This is a genomic window from Streptomyces sp. NPDC014764 (assembly GCF_043082785.1).
Taxonomy (GTDB): Bacteria; Actinomycetota; Actinomycetes; order Streptomycetales; family Streptomycetaceae; genus Streptomyces; species Streptomyces althioticus.
Map to the genome: position 1 here is coordinate 91,440 of NZ_JBIBXY010000002.1, position 23,786 is coordinate 115,225.

The following is a 23,786-nucleotide window of genomic DNA, read 5'->3' on the forward strand; positions in this document are numbered from 1 at the left end:
GGCTCACGCCCCCGTGGCGTCGGCGGTGTCCGGTGCCGGTGCGTCTCTGGGCTGCCCGCGCAGGATGGAGTTGCCCTCGTGGGTGGCCTCGGGGGCGGTGACGTCGAGGTTCAGGCGTCCGCTGAGGCCGTAGAACGCGACCGGGTTGCGCCAGAGCACGCGGTCGACGTCGTCCTCGGTGAACCCTTCGGCGAGCATCAGGTCGGCGACCTTGCGGGTCTTCAGCGGGTCGCTCTTGCCCCAGTCGGCGGCGGAGTTGACCAGCACCTTCTCGGGGCCGTAGGCGCGCAGGAGGGCGACCATCCGTTCCTCGTCCATCTTGGTGTCGGGGTAGACGGAGAAGCCGAGCCAGGCGCCGCTGTCCTTGGCCTCCTTGACGGTGGTCTCGTTGAGGTGGTCGATCAGCACCCGCTCCACCGGCAGCGCGGACTCGCGGACCACGTCGAGGGTGCGGTGCAGTCCGGCGAGCTTGTCGCGGTGCGGGGTGTGGACCAGCGCGGGCAGCCCGTGGTCGGCGGCCATCTGGAGCTGGGCGGCGATCGCGTCGTCCTCGGCGGGGGTCATGGAGTCGTAGCCGATCTCGCCGACGGCGACGACGTTGTCCTTGACCAGGTAGCGGGGCAGCGCGTCGAGGACGGGGGTGCAGCGCGGGTCGCCCGCCTCCTTGGGGTTGAGGGCGAGGGTGCAGTGGTGGGCGATGCCGTACTGGGCGGCGCGGAAGGGTTCCCAGCCGAGGAGGGAGTCGAAGTAGTCGAAGAAGGAGGCCGGGGAGGTGCGGGGCTGGCCGAGCCAGAAGGAGGGTTCGACGACGGCGCGGACGCCCGCGGCGTACATGGCCTCGTAGTCGTCGGTGGTGCGCGACGTCATGTGGATGTGGGGGTCGAAGATGCGCATCAGGACTCCTTGCCGTGGGAAACGTCCGGGCCGTCCGCGCCCTGCGTCGGGGCGGCTTCGGTCAGGGCCAGGACGCGGTGCAGGTCCTCCGGGACGGTGCGGCCGGCGGCGGTGCGTTCGGCGGCGTAGTCGCCGAGCATGCGGGCGAGTTCGGCGTCGCCGCGGGCGCGCCGGGTGAGGTCGGCGACCAGGTCGACGGCGACGCCGGTGAACAGGCACTTCAGAACGGCGTGCCGCCAGGCGTGGGCGTCGAGGTGGCGGGCGCCGTAGGGGCCGAGGGCGGCGGCGACCAGCCGGGTGTCGTTGGTGCGCAGGGCGTCCTCGACGAGCGGGAGCGCCTCGGGCCCGGGCACCAGGTGGGGCAGGGCGTGCAGGACGGCGCGGCGTTCGTCGGCGGTGCCCTGGTGGTAGACGCGGATCAGGCCCTCCGCGTCGGCGCGGGCCGCGTGCAGGATGAGGACGCGGGCGGCGTCGGCGTGTTCGGGTCCGCAGCGGCGGCCCGCCTCGGCGAGGCGCAGTTCCCACACCGAGATCGGTCCGTGGGTGCCGGGGTGGGCGGTGGCCTCGTCCACTGCCTGGTCGAACCAGGCGCGCGCTGCGCCGTCGAGCCGTGCCGCGAGATGACGGCGCAGGTCGGCGGGCGGGGTGACGGCGGGGGTGGTGCCGTCGCCGGGGGCGGCCGGTCTGCCGGTGGTGTCGGCGTCCGGACCGGCCGGTGCTGCGTGCGGGCGGTTCATGGGGTGCTGCTCCCTTCATGGGTGGCGGAGGGATCGCCGTGAGAGGGGACGGGGGACGTGCCGGTGGTGCGCTCGGCGGCGAGCCGGGCGGCGCGGCGCAGGTACGGCAGCGAGTGGGCGGCGAAGCGGGGTCCTGCGTGGGAGTGCCGGGGCAGTTCGACGACGGTCAGGCCCCGGTATCCGGTGGCGGCGAGCGCGGCGAGGACGGGCGGGAAGTCGATCTCCCCGTCGCCGAACGGCAGATGCTCGTGGACACCGCGGCGCATGTCCTCGATCTGCACATGACGCAGCCAGGGCCCGGCCTCGCGGACGCAGTCGGCGGGCGCGAGGGGTTCCAGGCACTGGCAGTGGCCGACGTCCAGGGTCAGGCCGAGCGGCTCGGGGTCGCCGAGGGCGCGGCGCAGGTGGTGGAAGTCGGCGAGGGTGGCGAGGAGGTGACCGGGTTCGGGTTCGACGGCGAGCGGGATCCCGGCGGCGGACGCGGCGTCCAGCACCGGCCCGAACGCCTCGGTGAGGCGTTTCCAGGCGGTGTCCTCGTCGGTGTGGTCGGGGACGGTGCCGCTGAAGCAGTGCACGGCGTGTGCTCCGAGGTCGGCCGCGACCTGGACCGCCCGCACGAGCAGGTCGACGCGGCGCGCCCGGTCGTCGGGGTCGGGGTCGAGCAGGGACGGGCCGTGCTTGCGCCGGGGGTCGAGCACGTAACGGGCGCCGGTCTCCACGGTGACGCTGAGCCCCAGTTCGTCCAGGCGGCGCGCGACGTGCTTGGTGCGGGCCGCGAGGTCGGGGGCGAGCGGGTCGAGGTGCATGTGGTCGAGGGTCAGTCCCACGCCGTCGTAGCCGAGGTCGGCCAGCAGGCCGAGGGCGTCGTCCAGGCGGAGGTCGGCGAGGCCGTTGGTGCCGTAGCCGAAGCGCAGCGGCAGCGCGGCGGGCTCGTGCGCTGTCATGTGATGCTCACCTTCCTCATGGCGCGCCGGCGGGCGAACAGCCGTCCGGCCGGGGCCAGCCCCGCGATCAGCAGGGACGTGGCGGTCGCCCCGGACCGGGCGGCGAGCGCCGCCTGGAGCGGGACGGTGGCGCGGATGCCGCCGCCGACCGCGCGCTGGGTGAGCGGGGGTGAGGGGTTGAGCGCGGCGTGGAAGTACGGCCGGGCGGCCGTGACCGCGTAGGCCGCCGCGAGCGCGGCGGTGACTGCGCCTGCGGGTGTGCTGCGGGCGCCGCCGCCCGGGGCGGGACCCGGCAGGCCGGGGGCGGCTGCTGCCCGTCGGCCTGCCGGGAGTCGGACACGGCGGTGCGTGACCAGCCGGGTCAGGGCGCCCGTGGCCGCGAGGGCGGCGAGCGGGGCCGTCGCCGAGCCGCCGGTGGTCTCGCGCCGCGACACGGCGGTGACGGCGAGGGTGTGGCAGCCGAGGAGGGCCGCGGAGGGCGCCGCCGCACGGGCGGAACCGGCGGAGGCCGCGCCCATCAGCAGGTCCAGTCCACGGGCGGCGGCCATGGCGGCCGGGCCCGCGGGCGTGTGCTTCAGCGCCAGGTCGTACGCCCATACCGTCGCTGCCAGGGGGGCGGCTGCCGCGAGGGCGGGGCGGCCGGCGCGGGCGGCGAGCAGCAGTCCGGCGCCGGTGAGTCCGCAGGCGGCCGTCAGCGCGGCGGCGGGGCGGATCCGTCCGGACGGAAGAGGTCGGTGGGGGCGTTCCACGGCGTCCTCGGCGCGGTCGGCCCAGTCGTTCAGGACCATGCCGGCCGCGTACAGGCACAGGGAGGAGCCGATGGGGATCAGGGTGCGGGGTCCTGGCCGCGCGCCGGCCGCGGCGACGCCGGCGAGGGTGTCGCCGGGGACGGTGAACAGGGCGGGCAGGCGGACCAGTTCGGCCCAGGCGGCGGCGCGGCCCGGGGTGGCCGGGCGGTCGGCGGTCGGGGGCGCGGACGTGGTGTCGCGGTCCACGGGGGTGAGGGGAGGCGACGTGGTGGGGGTCATCGCGGTGTGGGTCATCGGTGCGCCCCGCTGTCCCCCGCCTCGTCGCTCGGGCGCGCGGTGTCACTCAGACGTGCGGCGAAGCGTTTCAGCTCCGTGTACTGCTCCCCCAGGGACGCCGGGCCGTCGCCGACCGGGTCCTTGAAGTAGAAGCCGAGTTCGCCCAGCGGGCCGGTGATGCCCTTCTGTCCGGCGCGGAGCAGCAGCCGGGCCAGGTCGAGGACGAGGGGCGCGGCGAGGGCGGAGTCGCAGCCCTGCCAGATGGTCTGGAGGATCATGCGGGAGCCGAGGAAACCGTCGAAGGCGATGTGGTCCCAGGCCGTCTTCCAGTCGCCCAGCGCGGGCACGTCGTCGATGTGCACCTCACCCTCGGGCGCGGCGCCAAGGGTGTCGGCGAGGACGCGTTCCTTGCCTGCGTTCTTCGCGGCGGCCGCTGCGGGGTCGGCGAGGGCGGCGCCGTCGCCGCCGCCGAGGAGGTTGGTGCCGGACCAGGCGCGCACCGCGAGGGCGCGCTGCTGGAACATCGGCCCCAGCACCGACCGCAGCAGGGTCTGCCCCGTCTTGCCGTCCCGGCCCGCGTACGGCACGCCGGAGGAAGCGGCGAGTTCGGCCAGCGCGGGGTGGTGCAGGCCGGTGGAGGGGGTGAAGTTGACGTAGCCGCAGCCCGCGCGGAGGGCGGCGGCCGCGTAGAGGGAACTGGGCGGGAGCGCGCCCTCCGCGGGGGCGGGCTCGGTGGAGGCGACGTTCACCACGACGGTACCGGCGAGGTGGTGGCGGTCGGTGAAGTCGCGGATGTCGGCGGCGAAGACGTCGATCCAGTCGTCGTCGGTGCGGGCCGGGCCGGTGTCCGAGTCACGGGGGGTGGGGCCGCCGGGCCTGATCTCGCGGTCGGCGGCGACGAGTTCGGCGTGCACGGCGGTCGGGAGGCCGTGCGGGAGGACGCCGCCCTCGGCGAGGTGTTCGGCGCGTTTGGGCAGCGGGCAGTCGACGGTGTCGTGCCCGCCGAAGACGAGCGAGGCCAGCGGGGGCAGGCCGCTCGTGGCGAAGTCGGGGGTCTCGGTGACCATGCCGGTGGGCGGATGGAGCCCGGCGGCGACGGCCGCGCATCCCACGACGGCGGTAGTGGCGACGGACCCACGGGCCCCGACGAGCCAGACGCCGTAGCGGGGGGCGGAGGGGGAAGAGGTGGTGGGGACGGAGGACGGTTCGGCGGACATGGGCAGCCTCCTTGTCGAACGCGAACCGAATGTGGCGGTGCGCCGGCCCACCGCCGGCCCTTCGACCGACGGTGCGCCGGACCCCGGACGGGGTGGTGTGTCCGGATCGGGTGCCGGACGGGGTCGCTCGTTCCCGGCCCGGCAGCGGACGGGCCCCGGGAGCCGGATGCGCCACCGGGTCGGTGCCCCGGTCAAACACCCGGTCCGCGGCCCGTCGCCCTGCCGGTCGGGAGCCCTGCGGTGCACCGGGCATCGGCCCGGCACGTGCCCGGCCGGCGGCCGGGCGGGTGCCCGTCCCCCCGGGAACCGGGCCGTGGCCCGCCCCCCGGGAGCCGGGTGGTACGTCGTGCGGGACCGGGACGCGTGACCGCGCCCCGCCCTGGTGGCAGCACCACGGGGGCTGGTGCGGGCACCGGCCCGAGGACCGGACACCGCACCGCGCCGAAGCCGCGGTCCCGAGGTGGTTCCGGGCCTGGCGGCCCGGGTCGAGGCGGCGGGCGGGGGTCCGGCGTCCGCCCGCCCGCCGCCGTTCTCGGTGCCCTAGGAGGGCAGTTCCTTCAGCTGGATGTTGCGGAAGGAGACCTTGTCGTCGGCCCCGTGGTTCTGCAGGCCGATGTAACCGTCGGTCAGGCTCCGCTGCGGGTCCTTGTTGGTGAAGTCGTTGATCTTGACTCCGTTGAGGAACACCTGCAGCCGCTCGCCCTGGACCTTGATCTCGTAGGAGTTCCACTGGCCCGGCGGGCGCAGTACCTGGTCACGGGCCGTGATGTTCGCCGCCTTGAACGTGTAGATCGCACCCGTGGTGCGGTCCACCGCGTCCGTCGCGTCGATCTGGACCTCGTACCCCCGGTCGACCGCCGACCACGGGTCGTCGGAGGCCGGGAAGCCCACGAAGACGCCGGAGTTGTCGTCACCGCGCATCCTCCAGTCGAGCTTCAGCGAGTACGACTTCAGCTCCTTGGCCTGGTACCAGAGGAGACCCATGCCGCCCTCGGACTCCATGACCCCGCCGTCCTTGACGACGAACTTGCCGGGGCCGGCCTGCTTCCAGCCGTCCAGGGTCTGGCCGTTGAAGATCTTCCGGTAGCCCTTGTCCGGCTTGCAGTCCGCCTTCACCTGGCCGGTGGCGTACTGCATACCGCCGAGCAGGTGGGCGCGGAAGGCCTCTTCGGCGTACGACTCCTTGGTGTGGCCGCCGCCCGTGTAGAAGGAGCGGCCGCCGCCGTAGGTCTGGCACCAGGCGATCGGGTGGTCGCCCTTCATGTTGCCGCCCTGGTAGGTGGTCTCGTCCAGGGTGGCGAGGACCTTGGCCTGCTCACGCGGGTTGGTGCGGTAGTTGTACCACTCGTCCGTGCGCTCCCAGGTGTCCTCCAGGTGCGCGGTGGCAGGGTGGTCGTGGTCCTCGACGCGCACGGTGGCCTTCTGGATGGCCGGGTGCGAGTGGAAGTAGGCGCCCACGAGACCGCCGTAGAACTCCCAGTCGTACTCGGTGTCGGCGGCGGCGTGGATGCCCATGTAGCCGCCGCCGTTCTTGACGTAGTTCTCGAACGCCTTCTGCTGGTCGGCGTTGAGCACGTCACCGGTGGTGGACAGGAAGGCGACCGTGTCGTACTTGGCGAGGTTGGCGGTGGTGAACTGTCCGGCCTCCTCGGTCGCGGTGACCGAGATGCCCGCCGGGGCGCCGAGTTCCTTCAGGGCGGCGACGCCGGTCTCGATGGAGTCGTGCCGGAAGCCGGCGGTCTTCGAGAAGACCAGCACCTTCTTGCCCTGCTTGAACGGCTGCGTGGAGAACTCGAAGTCGTCCACGTCGAACAGCGCGCCGTCACCGCCCTTGAAGACCAGGTAGATCTCGGTGGTCTTCTTCGGCAGTGCCCGCAGCGGGACGTCGACGTCCTGGAACGTCTCCCAGCCGCCGGTCGGCGGAATGTACGCCGAGCCGTGCAGCGGGCCCTCGGGGGAGCCGGTGCGCAGCTCGATGTAGCCGCCGGAGCCGCCGGAGGAGGCCCGTACGGTCATCTTCTTCTGCCCGTCGAACTTATAAGGGCTGAAGGAGATCCAGTCGCCGTCGTTGATGTCGCCGACCGTCTTGCCGCCGTTGGCCTGCGTCTTGTCGAAGACGTTGACGCCGGACTGCGCGGTGAAGTGCTCGGCCTGGCGGTGCAGCGGCTGGAGCACGGTGCGGGCGGTACCCGTCAGCGCCTCCTGGCCGTTGGCGCCCCCGTCGGTGTAACTGGCCCCGACGACACCGTAGATGTTGGCGTTGGGGTCGTGGCCCCCGTCGCCGGGCGGCGGGTTGAGGGTGCCCTCACAGCCCGTCTCGCTGGTGAGCTCGTGGGCGTGGGAGTCGTGGCCGAGGCTGTAGGCGACCTTGACCTTGGAGCAGTCGATCTGCTCCTCGGGGTCGGTGACGGTCACCTTGAACGGCACGGGCTCGCCGAAGGCGGCCAGGCTGCCGTTGCCCGGGACGTCGATCCGCACCTTGGGCTCGGTGTTGCCGACGACGATCCGGGCGCTGGCGTTGCCGGTGTTGCCCTCGGGGTCGGTGGCGGTGAAGGTCGCCGTGTAGGTGCCGACCTTCTTGTACTTGTGCGTGGGGTTGAGCCCCTCGCCCTTGGTGCCGTCGCCGAAGTCCCAGGCGTAGGTGAGGTCCGGGGAGTCGGCGTCCTCCGCGGTGGCGGTGAACGTGACCTTCAGGCCGGCCGCGCCGGACGTGCGGTCGGCGCTCACCCCGACGATCGGGGAGAAGCCGTCCTCGGCGTTCTCGATGCGGTACAGCCCGGAGAACTCGTCACCCTGGAACCAGGACAGGCCGTAGTCGAGCACGTAGAGCGCGCCGTCGGGGCCGAAGTCCATGTCCATGATCTGCGTGCCGGTCCACGGGAAGTCGTTGATCTTCGCGACCGAGCCGCCGGGTCCGTCCTCGGTCTGCTCGATGCGCTTGATCCAGCGGCGCCCGAACTCGCCGGCGAAGAAGTCGCCGTCGAACTCCTCCGGGAACTTCACCGAGGACTCCAGGTCCGGGTCGTAGCGGTAGACCGGGCCTGCCATCGGGGACTCGGAGCCGCTGCCGAACTCGGGCAGGGAGCCGCCGTCGTAGGGGATCCACGCGGGCTGCGCGGGCGGCAGGTCGACCAGGCCGGTGTTGTGCCGGGAGGTGTTCTTCGGCGCGGAGCAGTCGAACGCGTCACCCGACGTGCCGGTGGCGAAGTCGTAGTCGATGTAGGCATCGTTGTCGCCGGTGCAGAACGGCCAGCCGAAGTTGGCGGCCTTCGTCACCTTGGCGAACTCGACCTGTCCGGCCGGGCCGCGGGTGGGGCTGGCGGCTCCGGCGTCGGGGCCGTAGTCGCCGACGTAGACGATGCCGGTCTTCTCGTCGACGCTGATGCGGAACGGGTTGCGGAAGCCCATCGCGTAGATCTCGGGACGGGTCTTCTCGGTGCCCGGCGGGAAGAGGTTGCCCTCCGGGATGTCGTACGAGCCGTCCTCGTCGACCTTGATCCGCAGGATCTTGCCGCGCAGGTCGTTGGTGTTGCCGGAGCTGCGGCGCGCGTCGAAGGCGGGGTTGCGGTTGTCGCGCTCGTCGATCGGCGTGTAGCCGTCGGAGGCGAAGGGGTTGGTGTCGTCGCCGGTGGACAGGTAGAGGTTGCCCTCGGCGTCGAAGTCGATGTCGCCGCCGACGTGGCAGCAGATGCCGCGGGAGGCGGCGACGTCCAGGACCTTCTTCTCGCTGGCCAGGTCCAGGGTGCCGTTGGCGTTCAGGGTGAACCGGGAGAGCCGGTTGACGCCGTCGAACTTGGCGAAGTCCTCGGCGGTGCCGGTCTCCGGGGCGTCCCCGGCGGGCGTGTCGAGCGGCGGGGCGTAGTAGAGGTAGATGGCCCGGTTGTTCTCGAAGTCGGGGTCCACCCCGACGCCCTGGAGGCCCTCCTCGTCGTGGCTGTAGACGTCGAGACGGCCGGCCACCTTGGTGGTGCCGCCGGCGTCGGTGAGGCGCAGGGTGCCGTCCCGGGAGGTGTGCAGGACGCTGCGGTCCGGGAGGACGGCGAGCGACATGGGCTCGCCCGTCTCGGGTTCGCCCTTGGCGAGCGGCACCTGCTGGAACTGCCCCTCGGCCGCGACCGGTTCGTCGTGCTCCGGGTGACCGGGGTGGGCGCCGGCGACGGTGGCCGGGGTGCCCACGGCCAGCAGCAGGCCGGTGACCAGGGCGAGCGTGGTACGGAAGACGGGACGCTTGGCGGTGCGGGTCGATTTCAGTCTTCTTCTGTGCACGAAGTCCCTCCGGGAACGGGATGGGGCCGTACGGAACAGGTGCTGATCGTGCGGTGCATGCGGTGCATGCGGTGCGTGCGGGCGCCGGGGTGCGCCGTCACCCCGGAGGCGTGGGTGCCCTGAACACTCAGGGACGGTAACCGCGTTCTTCCTGCGATAACACCCCTTGGACCGGGCCTGGTTGAACTTTTTCCCTCAACAGGACAAAGCGGTGTGAGGGCATGCCTGACCGGGGACCGGCGACTGCGCCGGCCCCCGTCACCACCTGCGTTCGGGCCTGTTCCTCAGCTGTTGAACGCCGCGTCGAAGGACGCGCTCGGGGGTTCGTAGTCGAAGGCCTTGAGTCGCTTCAGCGCCTCGGGGGCGCCCTGGAGACGGTCCATGCCGGCGTCCTCCCACTCCACCGAGACCGGGCCCCCGTAGTCGATGGAGCGCAGCATGCGGAAGACGTCCTCCCAGGGCACGTCGCCGTGGCCCGCGGAGACGAAGTCCCAGCCGCGGCGGGGGTCGCCCCAGGGGAGGTGGGAGCCGAGGCGGCCGTTGCGGCCGTCGAGGCGTTTGCGGGCCTCCTTGCAGTCCACGTGGTAGATGCGGTCCCGGAAGTCCCACAGGAAGCCGACCGGGTCGAGGTCCTGCCAGACGAAGTGCGACGGGTCGAAGTTCAGGCCGAACGCCGGGCGCCGGTCGACCGCGTCGAGGGCGCGCACGGTGGTCCAGTAGTCGTACGCGATCTCACTGGGGTGGACCTCGTGGGCGAAGCGCACGCCCTCCGCGTCGAAGACGTCGAGGATCGGGTTCCAGCGCTCGGCGAAGTCCTCGTAGCCGCGCTCGATCATCGAGTCGGGCGCGGGCGGGAACATGGCGACCAGGTGCCAGATGGCCGAGCCGGTGAACCCGATCACCGTGTCGACGCCCAGCAGGGCCGCCGCGCGCGCCGTGTCCCTGATCTCGGCGGCGGCCCGCTGCCGTACGCCCTCGGGTTCGCCGTCGCCCCAGATGCGGGCGGGCAGGATGTTCTGGTGGCGTTCGTCGATGATGGCGTCGCAGACGGCCTGGCCGACCAGGTGGTTGGAGATCGCCCAGCACTTCAGGCCGTACTTGTCGAGCAGCTGGTGGCGGCCGGCCACGTAGGAGGGGTCGGCGAGGGCCTTGTCCACCTCGAAGTGGTCGCCCCAACAGGCGAGTTCGAGGCCGTCGTAGCCGAAGTCACGGGCGAGCCGGCAGACCTCCTCGAGCGGAAGGTCGGCCCACTGGCCGGTGAACAGCGTGAAGTTGCGCGGCATCCGTATCCGTCCTCCTCAGGCGGCGATCGTGGTGTAGACGGCGTTCTTCTCTGCGCTCTCCTCCACCGCCGCGAGGACGCGCTGCACCTGGAGCCCGTCCGCGAAGGACGGCTCCGGGCCTCGGCCCTCTGCGATGGCGTGCACCAGGTCGCGGGCCTGGTGCGCGAAGGTGTGCTCGTAGCCCAGCCCGTGACCCGGCGGCCACCAGGCGTCCAGGTACGGGTGGTCGGGCTCGGTGACGAGGATGCGGCGGAAGCCGCCGTGCGTGGCGTCCCCGGTGCCGTCGTGGTACTCCAGCTCGTTGAGCCGCTCCAGGTCGAAGGCGAGCGAGCCGCGCTCGCCGTTGAGTTCGATCCGCAGGGCGTTCTTGCGTCCGGTCGCGTACCGGGTGGCCTCGAACGACGCCAGCGCGCCGGACGCGAACCGGCCGGTGAACAGGGCGGCGTCGTCGACGGTGACCGGCCCGGTGCCGGCCGCGGAGACGGCGGCCAGGCCGCTGCTCGGCGCGGTGGGCAGCGGCCGCTCACGGACGAACGTCTCGGTGAGCGCGGAGACGCCCGCGAGCCTCTCCCCCGCCAGGTACTGGGCGAGGTCGACGATGTGCGCGCCGAGGTCGCCGAGCGAGCCGGAGCCCGCCTGCTCCCGGCGCAGCCGCCAGGTGAGCGGGAACTGCGGGTCCACCAGCCAGTCCTGGAGGTAGACCACCCGCACGTGCCTGAGGGTGCCGATGCGGCCCTCCTCGACCATCCGCCGGGCCAGCGCGGTGGCGGGCACCCGGCGGTAGTTGAAGCCGACCATGGCCGCCTGGCCGCGGTCCCGTGCCTCCTGAGCGGCGCGGGCCATCGCCTCGGCCTCGGCGACGGTGTTGGCGAGGGGCTTCTCGCACAGCACGTGCTTGCCCGCGGCCAGCGCGGCCAGCGCGATCTCGGCGTGGCTGTCGCCGGGGGTGCAGATGTCGACGAGGTCGATGTCGTCGCGCTGCACCAGGGCGTGCCAGTCGGTCTCGGCCTCCGCCCAGCCGTGCCGGTCGGCCGCCGCCCGCACGGCGTCGGCGTCCCGGCCGCAGATCACAGCCATCTCGGGGCGGAGCGGCAGGTCGAAGACGCGTCCCGCGGTGCGCCAGCCCTGGGAGTGGGCGGCGCCCATGAAGGCGTAACCGACCATGCCGATGCGCAGCGGTGGCTTCCCCGTTTCCGCCCCTTCGGACGCTTGCGGCTGTGCCATTCGGATGTCCTCCTCGTCGTCGTGGCGGGCGGGGCGGTCCCCGCCCGGTGGGCTGGTCAGGCCCGTGGGGCGGGGCTCCTCACTTGAACCCGGTGGGCATGTACTGGTCGACGTTCTCCTTGTCGACGACGGCCGAGTAGCAGGTCACCGACGAGGGGATCTCGAACTCGGCGAGGCCGCCGATCCCCTTCCCCTGGCCGAGGGCGCGGGCGAGGTCGATCGCGGAGGCGGCCATCGTCGGCGGGTACAGGACCGTCGCCTTGAGGACGCCGCTGTCGGCCTTGATGGCCTCGAACGCGGAGAGCGCGCCGGCGCCGCCGACCATCAGGAAGTCGTCGCGGCCGGCCTGCTCGATGGCGCGCAGGGCGCCCACGCCCTGGTCGTCGTCGTGGTTCCACAGCGCGTCGAACTGCGACTGGGCCTGGAGCAGCTGCGCCATCTTGGCCTGGCCGGACTCGACGGTGAACTCGGCGGCCTGGCGGGCCACCTTGCGGATGTTCGGGTAGTTCTTCAGGGCGTCGTCGAAGCCCTGGGTGCGCTGCTTGGTCAGCTCCAGGTTGTCCAGGCCGGCCAGCTCGATCACCTTGGCGTCCTGCTTGCCCTTGAGCTTCTCGCCGATGTAGTGGCCGGCGTTGAGGCCCATGCCGTAGTTGTCGCCGCCGACCCAGCAGCGGTAGGCCTGCGGGGTGTTGAAGATGCGGTCGAGGTTGACGACCGGGATGCCGGCGCGCATCGCCTTCAGACCGACCTGGGTGAGGGCCTTGCCGTCGGCCGGCAGGATCACCAGGACGTCGACCTTCTTGTTGATGAGGGTCTCGATCTGGCCGATCTGCTGGGCGGTGTCGTTGGAGCCCTCGGTGATCTCCAGGGTGACGTCCGAGTACTTCTCGGCGCGCTGCTTGGCGTTGTCGTTGATGGCGTTGAGCCAGCCGTGGTCGGCCTGCGGTCCGGCGAAGCCGATGGTGACCTGCTTGCCGGGCTTGTCGTCGGCGGCCGGCTGGTTGTTGGCGGCGGACTCGCCGCCCCCGCTGGGCTCGTTGCTGGTGCAGCCGGTGACGAGGGCGCCGGCGGAGACGGCGGCGGCTCCGAAGAGGAGCCCTCTGCGGCTGGTGAACGTCGGCTCTGGCATGGCGGTGAACCCTTCCCTCAGGTCGTGCTCGCGGTACGCCGCTGGACCAGCACGGCGGCGACGATGATCGCGCCCTTGGCGATCTGCTGGACGTCGGTCTGCAGGTTGTTCAGGGCGAAGATGTTGGTGATGGTGGTGAAGATCAGGACGCCGAGGACGGAGCCGACGATGGTGCCGCGGCCCCCGGTGAGCAGGGTGCCGCCGATGATCGCGGCGGCGATGGCGTCGAGTTCGTAGAGGTTGCCGTTGGTGTTCTGGCCCGAGCCGGCCAGCACGATCAGCAGGAACGCGGCGATGCCGCAGCACAGCCCGGACAGCAGGTACAGGTAGAGCCGCTGGCGGCGCACGTCGATGCCGGCCAGGCGGGCGGCCTCCGCGTTGCCGCCGACGGCGACGGACCGGCGGCCGAACGTGGTGCGGTTGAGGACCAGCCAGCCGACGACGGTGACCGCGGCGAACACCAGCACCAGCGGGGGGATGCCCAGCACGTAGGCGTCGCGTTCGCCGAGGTCGAGGACGCTGTCGACGGTGACGATCTGCGTGCGGCCGTCGGTGATCTGCAGGGCGAGGCCGCGGGCGGAGGCGAGCATGGCGAGGGTGGCGATGAACGGCACCATCCCGCCGTACGCGATGAGCACCCCGTTGACGAGGCCGCAGCCCAGTCCGACCAGGACGGCGGTGAAGAGGATGCCGGCGAAGCCGTACTCCTGTGTGGCGACGGTGGTCGCCCACACCGAGGCGAGGGCGACGATCGCGCCGACCGACAGGTCGATGCCGCCGGAGATGATGACGAAGGTCATGCCGACGGTGACGACGCCGATGACGGACGCCTGGGTGAGGACCAGCTGGAGGTTGCGGGTGTCCAGGAACTGGTCCGGCTTGGTGAGGCCGCCGATCAGGATCAGTACGGCGAGCACGCCGAGCAGGGACAGGGTGCGCACGTCGGCGCGGAACAACACGGCCCGCCAGGCGGGCTGTTCGCCGGCCGACGGCACCTTGGAGGTGCTGTCCCGCGGCGGAGAGACGTTCTGCGTCATGACGCCGGGCTTCCTTCCATGACCAGGTCGAGTACACGGTGTTCGTCGAGTTCGCGGGCGGGCGCCGTGTGGACGACGGAGCCCTCGCGCAGCACCAGCACGCGGTCGGCGAGGCCTAGGACCTCGGGCACCTCGCTGGAGACCAGCAGCACGGCGAGCCCTTCGTCCGCCAGCCGCCGTACGACGGCGTACAGCTCGGCCCGCGCGCCGACGTCGACGCCGCGGGTGGGTTCGTCGAGCAGCAGCACCCGGCAGCCGCGCAGCAGCCAGCGCGCGAGCACGGCCTTCTGCTGGTTGCCGCCGGACAGGGTGCGCACGGGCACGTCGGGGTTGTCGGGCCGCAGGGACAGCTCCCGGACCGCCGCGCGCGCCGCCCCCAGTTCGGCGCCGCGGTCGATCCAGCCGGCCCGCGCGAAGCGGGACATGGAGGAGACGGACACGTTGCGGGTGACCGACTCCAGCATCAGCAGCGCCTGCGCCTTGCGTTCCTCGGGGGCGAGGCCCAGTCCGGCGCGGACGGCCGCGCGGACGCTGCCGGGGCGCAGCGGCCTGCCGTCGACGAGGACGCGGCCGGTGTCGGGCTTGCGGGCGCCGTAGATCGTCTCGAGGATCTCCGACCGCCCGGACCCGACGAGCCCGGCGAGGCCGACGATCTCGCCGGGGCGCACCTGGAGGTCGAGCGGGGCGAACTCGCCGCGCCGGGACAGGTTCTCCACGGTGAGCACCGGTTCTGCGGCCCCGGCGGGCGGGACGTCGGGTCGGGGCGGGAAGACGTACTCGACGTTGCGGCCCGTCATCAGCGACACCACCTCGCTGGTGGGCGTGGACTTGGCGGGCAGCCCGCGGGCCACCGCGCGGCCGTCCTTCAGCACGGTCACGCGGTCGCCGATGCGGCGGATCTCCTCCAGGCGGTGGGAGATGTAGACGACGGCGACGCCGGCGGCGGTCAGGTCGCCGACGATGCGGAAGAGGTTGTCGACCTCGTCCGGGTCGAGTGCGGCGGACGGCTCGTCCATCACGATGAGCCGCACGTCGTGGGAGAGGGCGCGGGCCATGGACACGATCTGCTGGTGCGCGGCGGAGAGGTCGCCGACCAGACGGCCGGGGTCGATCTCGGGGTGCCCGAGGCGCTTCAGCAGTTCCGCGGTGGACGCGCGGGCCGCCCTCCCGCGGACGACGAAGCCGGCGGCGGTGGGTTCGTGTCCGAGGTGGACGTTCTCGGCGACCGACAGGTGCTCCACCAGGTCGAGTTCCTGGTAGATGGTGGCGATGCCGAGGCGCATGGCGGCGATCGGCGAGCGCAGGGTGACGTCGTCCCCGCGCCAGCTGATCGTGCCCGTGTCGGGCTGGTGGGCGCCGGCCAGGACCTTGATGAGCGTGGACTTCCCGGCGCCGTTCTGGCCGAGCAGACAGTGCACCTCGCCGGCCTGGACGTCGAGGTCGACGCCGTCCAGGGCCCGGACTCCCGGGAACGACTTGGTGATGCCGGACATGCTGAGCAGCGGTGGTTCTGGTGCCATGCGGATTCCCCTCGGCGGGCGTGGGCCGACGGCCCCTCGCGGGGCAAGAGTTTTCGGGCAGGGCGGAGCAGAGCGGCGGCGGGTGGTGGTGGTGGTGTTCGGGTGCGGGGCGGCGCCCCGCGCGGGCGGGTGGTGCGGCTCCCTGCCGGAACGGGCGGCTCCCGACCCGGCGGGTCGTGCGGTGCGCACCGGAGCGGGCGGCTTCCGCACCGGCGGGTGGTGCACTGCCGGTGCGGCTGGCGGTCGCACCGGCGGTGGTGCCTTGCACGCCGGGGCGGGTGGCTTCCGCGCCGGCGTCGTGCCGTGCACGCCGGTACGGGCGGGCCCGTACCGACGGGTGGTGCCGATCGGGTCGGCGCGAGTGGACCGCGCCGGGTGGTGCCGGCCGGTGCGGGCGGACCCGCGCCGGGTGGTGCTCGCCGATGCGGGCGGACTCGCGTCGGCTGCTGGTGCCGGTGCGGGCGGACCCGCGCCGGGTGGTGCCGGCCGGTGCGGGCGGGGTGCTCGCGCCGGGTGGTGCGGGGTGCTCGCGCCGGGTGGTGCGGGGTGCCGGATGCGGCGGGGCCGCCCGGCAGGGGTCAGGCGGGTGAGAACAAGTGGTCGCTGATGAGGCGGGCCGCGCCGATGACTCCGGCGGTGGGTCCCAACTCCCCCAGGACGATGGGAAGGTTGCCCGTCGCCAAAGGCAGCGAGCCCCGGTAGACCTGGGTTCGGAGCGCGGCGAGCAGGGTGTGGCCGAGGCCCGTCACCCCGCCGCCGATCACCACAAGGCCGGGGTTGAAGAAGCTGACGAGGCCGGCGATCACCTGCCCGGTGCGGTTGCCGCCCTCGCGGATGAGGTCGAGGGCGGTGGCGTCACCGGCGGCGGCCGCGGCGGCGACGTCGACGGCGCTGAGCGTGCCGTTCGCCTCGAGCCGGGCGGCGAGTTCGGGCGAGCGCTGCTGCTCGGCGGCCTCCGTCGCGTCCCGCGCGAGGGCCGCGCCGGAGAAGTGCGCCTCGAGGCAGCCGCGATTGCCGCAGGCGCAGGGGCGTCCGTCGGGCACGGCCTGGATGTGCCCGATGTCGCCCGCGCTGCCCGTCGTGCCGCGGTACACCTCACCGCCGACGACGATGCCGCAGCCGATGCCGGTGCCGATCTTGACGACGAGGAAGTCGGCGACGGTGCGGGCGACGCCCGCGTGCTGCTCCCCCAGCGCCATGAGGTTCACGTCGTTGTCGACCATGACCGGGCAGCCGAGCTCCTGGCTGAGCGCCTCCCGCACGGGGAAACCGTCCCAGCCGGGCATGATCGGCGGCGCGACCGGGATGCCCTCGGGGAAGCGGACCGGTCCGGGGACGCCGATGCCGGCGCCGTCGAACCCCTCCGCGAGCCCGGTGGCCTTCAGCTTGGCGGCCATGGACAGCACCTGTTCGAAGACCGCGACCGGTCCCTCGCGCACGTCCATCGGCTGGTTGATGTGCCCGAGGATCTCCAGTTCGGCGTTGGTGACGGCGACGTCGACCGAGGTCGCGCCGATGTCGACGCCGAGGAAGCGCAGATGCGGGTTGAGACGGATGTTGTGGGAACGGCGCCCGCCGCGTGAGGCGGCGAGTCCGTCGGCCACGACGAGTTCCGTCTCCAGCAGCCGGTCCACCTCCACGGCCAGTTTCGACCGGGACAGGTCGACCTGGTCGCCCAGTTGGGCGCGGGAGTTGGGCCCTCCGTCGCGCAACAGCCGTAGCAGCCGTGCCTGATGGGCGTTCGCGGGTCGCGCGGTCATACGTCTCACGAGCCCCTCCCCGCCTCATCGGCTGTGCGCGCCGGATTCCGGCCACGTGCGTGGCGTGCTTTCGGATGGGAAAGTAGCAGCGCCTGCCGGAGGTGGGAAGAAGTCGCGCAGGAATTGCCCCCTACTTTTTCCACTCTCAGGACAAAGAAGGGGGTGCGAGGTCCGGGACGACCCCGCTCAGGTCGGGCGAAAGCCCCTCAGGACGCCTCCCGCGCGTGGTACGACCGCCGGGTGTGCTCGGTGTGTTCGCGCATCAGCCGCGTGGCCGACTGTTCGTCCCGCGCGGCGATCGCGGCGATCAGCTCACGGTGCTCGATCCAGGACTGCTCGCCGCGCTGCCGGGCGACGGGCGTGTAGTACCAGCGCACCCGCCGGTCCACCTGGGCGGCCAGCTCGGCGAGGACCGCGTTGCCCGCGAGCTCCATCACCTTGGCGTGGAAACGGGCGTTGAGCGCCACCGCGGCATCCACGTCGTCCGCCCCGACGGCCTCGAGGCCCTCGGCGAGGATCTCCTCCAGCGCCCGGACGCCCTTGCTGTCGGCGTTGCTCGCGGCGAGCCGGGCCGCCTCCGCCTCCAGCAGCGTGCGCACGGTGAGGAGCTGGTCGGCCTCCTCCTCCGTCGGCTCGTGCACGAACGCGCCCTGCGCGGGGCGCAGATCGACCCACCCCTCGGTGTTGAGACGCTGGAGCGCCTCGCGCACCGGCTGACGGGAGACGCCGAGGTGGCCGGCGAGTTCGCTCTCGACGAGGTGCTGGCCCGGCTGGAGGGCGCGGGTGGTGATGAGTTCGAGCAGTGCCTCGTAGACGCGGTCGCGCAGCGGGCCCGGCCGCTCGAGCCGGGGCACCGCCCCGTGGGGCAGTCCTGTCGACAACATCGTTCCCCCTCTTCGGCGGCGCCGCGCGTCCGTCGTGAACGCCGGTGACGCCGTAGACGTCCTGGGTGATTGTCTTTCGTCTACAGTCTACGGCGCACCGTCGCACCTGGTTCGGGTTGCCCTCGTCACACCCGCGTCACGCCCGAGGGGCTGAGGGGCAGCGCACGGCCCGCCCGCTCACGAACAACGCACGGCCCGCCCGCTCACGGGCACCGCACGACCTGCCCCGCGTACGACAGGTTGCCGCCGAAGCCGAACAGCAGTACCGGGTCCCCGCTCGACACCGCGCCCTGCTCGACGAGTTTGGAGAAGGCGATAGGAATGCTCGCGGCCGACGTGTTGCCGGAGTCGACGACGTCCCGCGCGACCACCGCGTTGACGGCGCCGATCCTGCGCGCGAGGGGTTCCACGATCCGCAGGTTGGCCTGGTGCAGCACCACTGCGGCGAGGTCCTCGGGCGTCAGCCCCGCCTTCTCGCACGCCTGCCGGGCGAACTCCGGCAGCCGGGTGGTGGCCCAGCGGTAGACACTCTGCCCCTCCTGCGCGAACCGCGGCGGAGTCCCCTCGATCCGCACCGCGTTCCCCATGTCGGGCACCGAGCCCCACAGCACCGGCCCGATGCCGGCCACGGCACCCCCCGCGCCCTCGTCGGTCGCCTCCACGACTGCCGCACCCGCCCCGTCGCCGACCAGCACGCAGGTGGTGCGGTCGGTCCAGTCGGCCACCTCGGACATCTTGTCCGCGCCGATCACCAGCACCCGCTCCGCCCCGCCGGCCCGCACGGCGTGGTCGGCGGTGGCGAGGGCGTGGGTGAAGCCGGCACACACCACGTTGACGTCCATCACGGCGGGGCAGGGCATGCCGAGGCGGGCGGCGACCCGGGCCGCCATGTTGGGCGAGCGGTCGATCGCGGTGGAGGTGGCGACCAGGACCAGGTCGATCTCGGCGGGCGTGCGGCCGGCCGCGGCGAGCGCCTTGGCGGCGGCGTGCGCGGCCAGTTCGTCGACGGGCTCGTCGGGCCCTGCGATGTGACGGGTACGGATGCCCACCCGGCTCGTGATCCACGCGTCGCTGGTGTCGACCATGCCCGCAAGGTCCTCGTTGGTCAGGACCCGGGCGGGCTGGTAGTGGCCGACGGCGGTGATGCGCGAGCCGCTCATGGTGATCCCCTTGGTGATCCGGTTGCGGGATGCACCAGTCTGATCAGTGACTCACGGGTACGACCGCAGGTGAAGCGACAGGAAACGGGCGCGAGGCTTGTCGGCTTCCGTCAGCCCCCGGAGGGCTCCGGCAGGCGTCCCCGCGCCCGTCTCCTCTGCTACCGGCCGGTCACCCGGTGAACAGCTGCGTCGCCTTGCGCACCAGCTCGTACAGGCCGTAGGCGAGCGGGAGGCCCACCCAGAGCCAGGAGAAGGCGATCAGCGCGCGGCGGTCGGGCTCAGGCGGACTCTGACTGCTGTCGCCGGTCATCGGCGGCCTCCTTCCGGGTCCCGGCCGGGGTGCCGGCAGCGGGTTCGTGATGGCGGGGGTGGACGGGGCGGACCAGTTCGTTGGCGACGAAGCCGACGGCCAGCAGCCCGATCATGACGACCAGGGACATCCCGTACAGGGACGGGCCGTGCTTGCCGGCCTCCTCCTGGCGGTCGGCTACCCAGTTGACGATGAGCGGTCCGAGAACGCCGGCGGTGGACCACGCGGTGAGCAGCCGGCCGTGGATGGCGCCCACCTGGTAGGTGCCGAACAGGTCCTTGAGGTAGGCGGGGACCGTCGCGAAGCCGCCTCCGTAGAAGGAGAGGATGACGAGCGCGGCCAGCACGAACAGCGGCTTGGAGGAGTCGCCCAGCGACCAGATGAGGGCGTACATCAGCGCGCCGACGCCCAGGTAGACGCGGTAGATGTTCTTCCGGCCGATGAGGTCGGAGGTGGTGGACCAGCCGATGCGGCCCGCCATGTTGGCGGCGGACAGCAGGGCGACGAATCCGGCGGCGGCCGTGGCGGACACCGGTGCGGAGGTGTCCGCGAAGAAGTCGGTGATCATCGGCGCGGCCTTCTCCAGGATGCCGATGCCGGCGGTCACGTTCATGCAGAGCACGAGCCACAGCAGCCAGAACTGGGGGGTGCGGACGGCGGACCGGGCGGAGACCTGAGGTCCGGCGGTGACGGCGGGCGCGTCGGCCTTCGGCCGCACGGTGGGCGGCACGCGCACCAGCAGCACGCCGAGCGACATGAAGACGGCGTACGTCAGCCCGTGCACGAGGAAGGCGTAGGCGATGCCAACGTTGTCGTTCCCGAACGATTCGAGCATCTGCGCCGACCAGGGGGAGGCGATCAGCGCGCCGCCGCCGAAGCCCATGATGGCGATGCCGGTGGCCATGCCGGGCCGGTCCGGGAACCACTTGATGAGCGTGGAGACGGGCGAGATGTAGCCGATGCCCAGGCCGATGCCGCCGACGAAGCCGTAGCCGAAGACGATCAGCCAGTACTGCTCGGTGGCCGCGCCCAGAGCGGAGAGCAGGAAGCCGGAGGAGAAGCAGATCAGGGCGACGGTCATCGCCCAGCGGGGGCCCCGGCGTTCGACGAGGGTGCCGCCGAAGGCCGCGGACAGGCCGAGCATGACGATGCCGAGCTGGAAGGGCAGCGCGCTCTGGGTGCCGCTGAGGTCGAGCGCGGACTCCAGCGGCGGCTTGAACACGCTCCACGCGTAGGCCTGGCCGATGGAGAGGTGTACGGCGAGTGCGGCGGGCGGGACGAGCCAGCGGCTCCAGCCCGGCGGTGCGACGGGGGGACTCATGAATCCCCAACCGTAGGGAGCGTCCCGCCCCTTGAGAAGACTGTTCAGCGGACAACCACCGGTACTGCACAAAGCCTTGTCGGCCTTGTCTCCATACTGTAGACAATATTTCGTCGACAGAGATTCGGCGATCCTCCTGGTTCTTCGGTGTCCCTCGACCGGACGGAGCTCCCTTCGCCATGAAAGTCGCAGTTCTCGGCGCCGGTGCGATCGGCGCCTACGTGGGCGCCGCGCTCCACCGCGCGGGCGCCGACGTGCATCTCATCGCCCGTGGACCGCATCTGGCGGCCATGAGGCAGGACGGGGTACGGGTGCTGAGCCCGCGCGGAGATTTCACCGCGCGGCCCCGTGCCACCGACGACCCGGCGGAGGTCGGCCCCGTCGACTTCGTGTTCCTGGGTCTGAAGGCCAACTCGTACGCGGCGTGCGGGCCGCTGATCGAGCCGCTGCTGCACGGCACGACGGCCGTGGTGGCCGCCCAGAACGGCATCCCCTGGTGGTACTTCCACCGGCACGGCGGCCCGTACGACGGACGCCGGCTGGAGAGCGTCGACCCCGGCGGCGCGGTCAGTGCGGTGCTCGCGCCCGAACGGGCCGTCGGCTGCGTGGTGTACGCGGCCACGGAACTCGAACGGCCCGGTGTCGTCCGCCATGTGGAAGGCACCCGCTTCTCGATCGGTGAACCCGACCGCAGCGTCTCCGCGCGCTGTCTCGCCCTGAGCGAGGCGATGCGGGCCGGTGGCCTGAAGTGCCCGGTCGAGCCGGACCTGCGCAACGACATCTGGCTCAAGCTGCTGGGCAACATCTCCTTCAACCCGATCAGCGCCCTGGTCCGGGCCACCATGCGGCAGATGTGCCTGCACGGCGGCACCCGCCAGGTCATCGAGACGATGATGGCCGAGACCCTGGCCGTCGCCCGCGCGCTGGGCTGCGAGGTCGGCGTCTCCATCGAACGGCGGCTGGCCGGCGCCGAGCGCGTCGGCGACCACCGCACCTCCACGCTCCAGGACCTGGAGCGCGGCAAACCGCTGGAGCTCGACGTGCTGCTCGCGGCCGTGGTCGAGCTGGCGGAGATCACGGGCGTCCCCGTGCCCACCCTGCGCACCGTGCACGCCCTGTCCGACCTGCTCGCGCTGAGGAGCGCCGCATGAGGAAACGCGACCGGACCCCGAAGACCTACACCCGCCTCACCCACCCCCTCGTCCGCGACTCACGGGACGAGCCGTTCCGCCGGGCCACCTGGGACGAGGCGCTGGACCGCACCGCGCGCGCACTGGGGGCGGCGCGCGGCGCGTTCGGCATGTTCTCCTGCTCCCGCGCCACCAACGAGATGAACTACGTGGCGCAGAAGTTCGCCCGGGTCGTCATGGGCACCAACAACGTCGACTCCTGCAACCGCACCTGCCACGCGCCCTCGGTCGCCGGACTGTCGGCGGCGTTCGGCTCGGGCGGCGGCACCTCGTCGTACGAGGAGGTGGAGCACACCGACGTCGTCGTGATGTGGGGCTCCAACGCCCGCTTCGCGCACCCCATCTTCTTCCAGCACGTCCTCAGGGGCATACACAACGGCGCCCGGATGTACGCCGTCGACCCGCGCCGGACCTCCACCGCGGAGTGGGCGGAGAGCTGGCTCGGGCTGAACGTCGGCACGGACATCGCGATGGCCCACGCGATCGGCCGCGAGATCATCCACGCGGGCCTGGTCAACGAGGCGTTCGTGCGGCGCGCCACCACCGGCTACGAGGAGTACAAGGCTCTCGTCGAGCCGTGGACGCTGTCCCTCGCCTCGAAGGTGACCGGTGTCCCGGCCGCCGCGATACGGGAACTGGCGCACGCCTACGCCCGAGCCGAACGCGCCCAGCTGTGCTGGACGCTGGGCATCACCGAGCACCACAACGGCACCGACAACGTGCGCGCCCTGATCAACCTCGCGCTGCTCACCGGGCACGTCGGACGGTACGGTTCGGGCCTCCAGCCGCTGCGCGGGCAGAACAACGTGCAGGGCGGCGGCGACATGGGCGCGATCCCCAACCGGCTGCCCGGCTTCCAGGACCCCCTCGACGCGGGCGTGCGCGCCAAGTTCGAGTCCGCCTGGGACACCGTCATCCAGCCCCGGTACGGGATGACGCTGACGGAGATGTTCGAGGCGATGGAGGACCGGTCGCTGCGCGCCGTCTACTGCATCGGCGAGAACCCGGCCCAGTCGGAGGCGGACAGCGAGCAGGCCGTGCGCCGGCTCAAGGAGCTGGACTTCCTGGTGGTGCAGGACATCTTCCTGACGAAGACGGCGGAACTGGCCGACGTGGTGCTGCCCGCGACGGCCGGCTGGGCCGAGACCGAGGGCACCACCACCAACAGCGAGCGCCGGGTGCAGCGCGTGCGCCGGGCGGTGACGCCGCCCGGCGAGGCCCGCGAGGACATCGACATCCTCTGCGACCTCGCCGGACGCCTCGGCCGCGACTGGAAGTACGACGGCGCGGAGGCCGTGTGGAACGAGCTGCGCTCGGTCTCCCCGGACCACCACGGCATGACGTACGAGCGGCTCGAGGAGCACCAGGGCATCCAGTGGCCGTGTCCGAGCACCGACCGGCTGGAACCGCCCTACCTGCACGCCCGGTTGTGGGAGAAGGACCCCGGACGCCGGGGCCGTCCCGCGCCGTTCGGGATCGTGCAGCACGACCCGCCGGTGGACCTCACCGACGAGCACTACCCGGTCCGGCTCACCACGGGACGGCGCCTGGACTCCTACAACACCGGCGTCCAGAGCGGCAGTTTCGCCTCCCCGCTGCGGCGCGGCGAGTACGTCGAGCTGTCCCCCGAGGACGCCGAGCGGTACGGGGTCGTGGTGGGCGAGGAGGTACTGGTGACCTCACGGCGCGGGTCCGTGCGGGCGCCGGTGTGGGTGGACCCCGCGCTGCGGCCGGGGCTCGCGTTCATGACGTTCCACTTTCCCGACGAGGTGGACACCAACCAGCTGACGATCGAGGCGAACTGCCCGATCGCGGGGACGGCGGAGTTCAAGGCGTCGGCGATCCGGATCGAGAAGCTCCCGGCCCCGACACACGTGAGGTGAGC

Annotated in this window: 18 protein-coding genes; 2 read left to right on the plus strand and 16 right to left on the minus strand. The window is 72.4% G+C overall.

The genetic code is table 11. The annotated features are described in order from the left end of the window. Window positions 1–3: 3 nt before the first annotated feature. From ACF1AG_RS05520 to ACF1AG_RS05595, 16 genes are all read right to left on the minus strand, one after another. Window positions 4–894, minus strand: coding sequence for a TatD family hydrolase (locus ACF1AG_RS05520; RefSeq protein WP_359602583.1), 891 nt, complete (start codon window positions 892–894; stop codon window positions 4–6). Next, window positions 894–1,631 carry an EboA domain-containing protein gene (locus ACF1AG_RS05525; protein ID WP_391809353.1) on the minus strand — a complete coding sequence of 246 codons (738 nt, stop codon included), beginning with the start codon at window positions 1,629–1,631 and terminating at the stop codon, window positions 894–896. The genes ACF1AG_RS05520 and ACF1AG_RS05525 overlap by 1 nt, the downstream gene beginning before the upstream one ends. Next, window positions 1,628–2,575: a sugar phosphate isomerase/epimerase family protein gene (locus tag ACF1AG_RS05530; protein ID WP_391809354.1), complete on the minus strand. Its 948-nt coding sequence runs from the start codon at window positions 2,573–2,575 to the stop codon at window positions 1,628–1,630. The genes ACF1AG_RS05525 and ACF1AG_RS05530 overlap by 4 nt, the downstream gene beginning before the upstream one ends. Further along, window positions 2,572–3,603, minus strand: a complete 1,032-nt coding sequence (locus ACF1AG_RS05535; protein ID WP_391809355.1) for an SCO3242 family prenyltransferase — start codon at window positions 3,601–3,603, stop codon at window positions 2,572–2,574. The genes ACF1AG_RS05530 and ACF1AG_RS05535 overlap by 4 nt, the downstream gene beginning before the upstream one ends. Window positions 3,604–3,614: 11 nt before the next feature. Beyond that, on the minus strand, window positions 3,615–4,817 hold the full coding sequence (locus ACF1AG_RS05540) for an inositol-3-phosphate synthase (RefSeq protein ID WP_359602575.1): 1,203 nt from the start codon (window positions 4,815–4,817) through the stop codon (window positions 3,615–3,617). Window positions 4,818–5,357: 540 nt separating this feature from the next. Beyond that, entirely contained in the window at window positions 5,358–9,083 is a 3,726-nt protein-coding gene (locus tag ACF1AG_RS05545; protein WP_391809356.1) for a ThuA domain-containing protein, read from the minus strand. Window positions 9,084–9,367: 284 nt separating this feature from the next. After that, a complete protein-coding gene (locus tag ACF1AG_RS05550) occupies window positions 9,368–10,366 on the minus strand; it encodes a sugar phosphate isomerase/epimerase family protein (RefSeq protein WP_359602572.1) in 999 nt (332 codons plus the stop codon). A gap of 15 nt (window positions 10,367–10,381) precedes the next feature. After that, entirely contained in the window at window positions 10,382–11,590 is a 1,209-nt protein-coding gene (locus ACF1AG_RS05555) for a Gfo/Idh/MocA family oxidoreductase (protein ID WP_359602570.1), read from the minus strand. A 79-nt stretch (window positions 11,591–11,669) separates the two neighbouring features. Continuing rightward, entirely contained in the window at window positions 11,670–12,719 is a 1,050-nt protein-coding gene (locus tag ACF1AG_RS05560; RefSeq protein WP_359602568.1) for a substrate-binding domain-containing protein, read from the minus strand. A gap of 17 nt (window positions 12,720–12,736) precedes the next feature. Next, entirely contained in the window at window positions 12,737–13,756 is a 1,020-nt protein-coding gene (locus ACF1AG_RS05565) for an ABC transporter permease (RefSeq protein ID WP_191880022.1), read from the minus strand. Beyond that, window positions 13,753–15,276 (minus strand): sugar ABC transporter ATP-binding protein, encoded by a 1,524-nt coding sequence (locus ACF1AG_RS05570; protein ID WP_359602567.1) that lies wholly within the window; start codon window positions 15,274–15,276, stop codon window positions 13,753–13,755. The genes ACF1AG_RS05565 and ACF1AG_RS05570 overlap by 4 nt, the downstream gene beginning before the upstream one ends. Window positions 15,277–15,854: 578 nt before the next feature. After that, window positions 15,855–17,036, minus strand: a complete 1,182-nt coding sequence (locus ACF1AG_RS05575; RefSeq protein WP_359602565.1) for an ROK family protein — start codon at window positions 17,034–17,036, stop codon at window positions 15,855–15,857. Window positions 17,037–17,242: 206 nt separating this feature from the next. Next, complete coding sequence (locus ACF1AG_RS05580; RefSeq protein WP_359602563.1) at window positions 17,243–17,920, minus strand: GntR family transcriptional regulator; 678 nt, start codon at window positions 17,918–17,920, stop codon at window positions 17,243–17,245. Between the two features lie 203 nt (window positions 17,921–18,123). After that, a complete protein-coding gene (locus ACF1AG_RS05585; protein WP_359602561.1) occupies window positions 18,124–19,080 on the minus strand; it encodes a beta-ketoacyl-ACP synthase III in 957 nt (318 codons plus the stop codon). 169 nt (window positions 19,081–19,249) lie between these two features. Then, entirely contained in the window at window positions 19,250–19,390 is a 141-nt protein-coding gene (locus ACF1AG_RS05590) for a hypothetical protein (protein WP_186568037.1), read from the minus strand. Next, window positions 19,359–20,711: an OFA family MFS transporter gene (locus ACF1AG_RS05595; protein WP_359751978.1), complete on the minus strand. Its 1,353-nt coding sequence runs from the start codon at window positions 20,709–20,711 to the stop codon at window positions 19,359–19,361. Before ACF1AG_RS05595 ends, ACF1AG_RS05590 begins: the two co-directional genes overlap by 32 nt. Before the next feature lie 179 nt (window positions 20,712–20,890). On the opposite strand from ACF1AG_RS05595, the gene ACF1AG_RS05600 reads away from it, so the two are divergent. Both ACF1AG_RS05600 and ACF1AG_RS05605 read left to right on the plus strand, forming a co-directional pair. Then, on the plus strand, window positions 20,891–21,862 hold the full coding sequence (locus ACF1AG_RS05600; protein WP_359602557.1) for a 2-dehydropantoate 2-reductase: 972 nt from the start codon (window positions 20,891–20,893) through the stop codon (window positions 21,860–21,862). Then, window positions 21,859–23,784, plus strand: coding sequence for a molybdopterin-dependent oxidoreductase (locus ACF1AG_RS05605; protein ID WP_359602555.1), 1,926 nt, complete (start codon window positions 21,859–21,861; stop codon window positions 23,782–23,784). The genes ACF1AG_RS05600 and ACF1AG_RS05605 overlap by 4 nt, the downstream gene beginning before the upstream one ends. Window positions 23,785–23,786 lie beyond the last annotated feature (2 nt).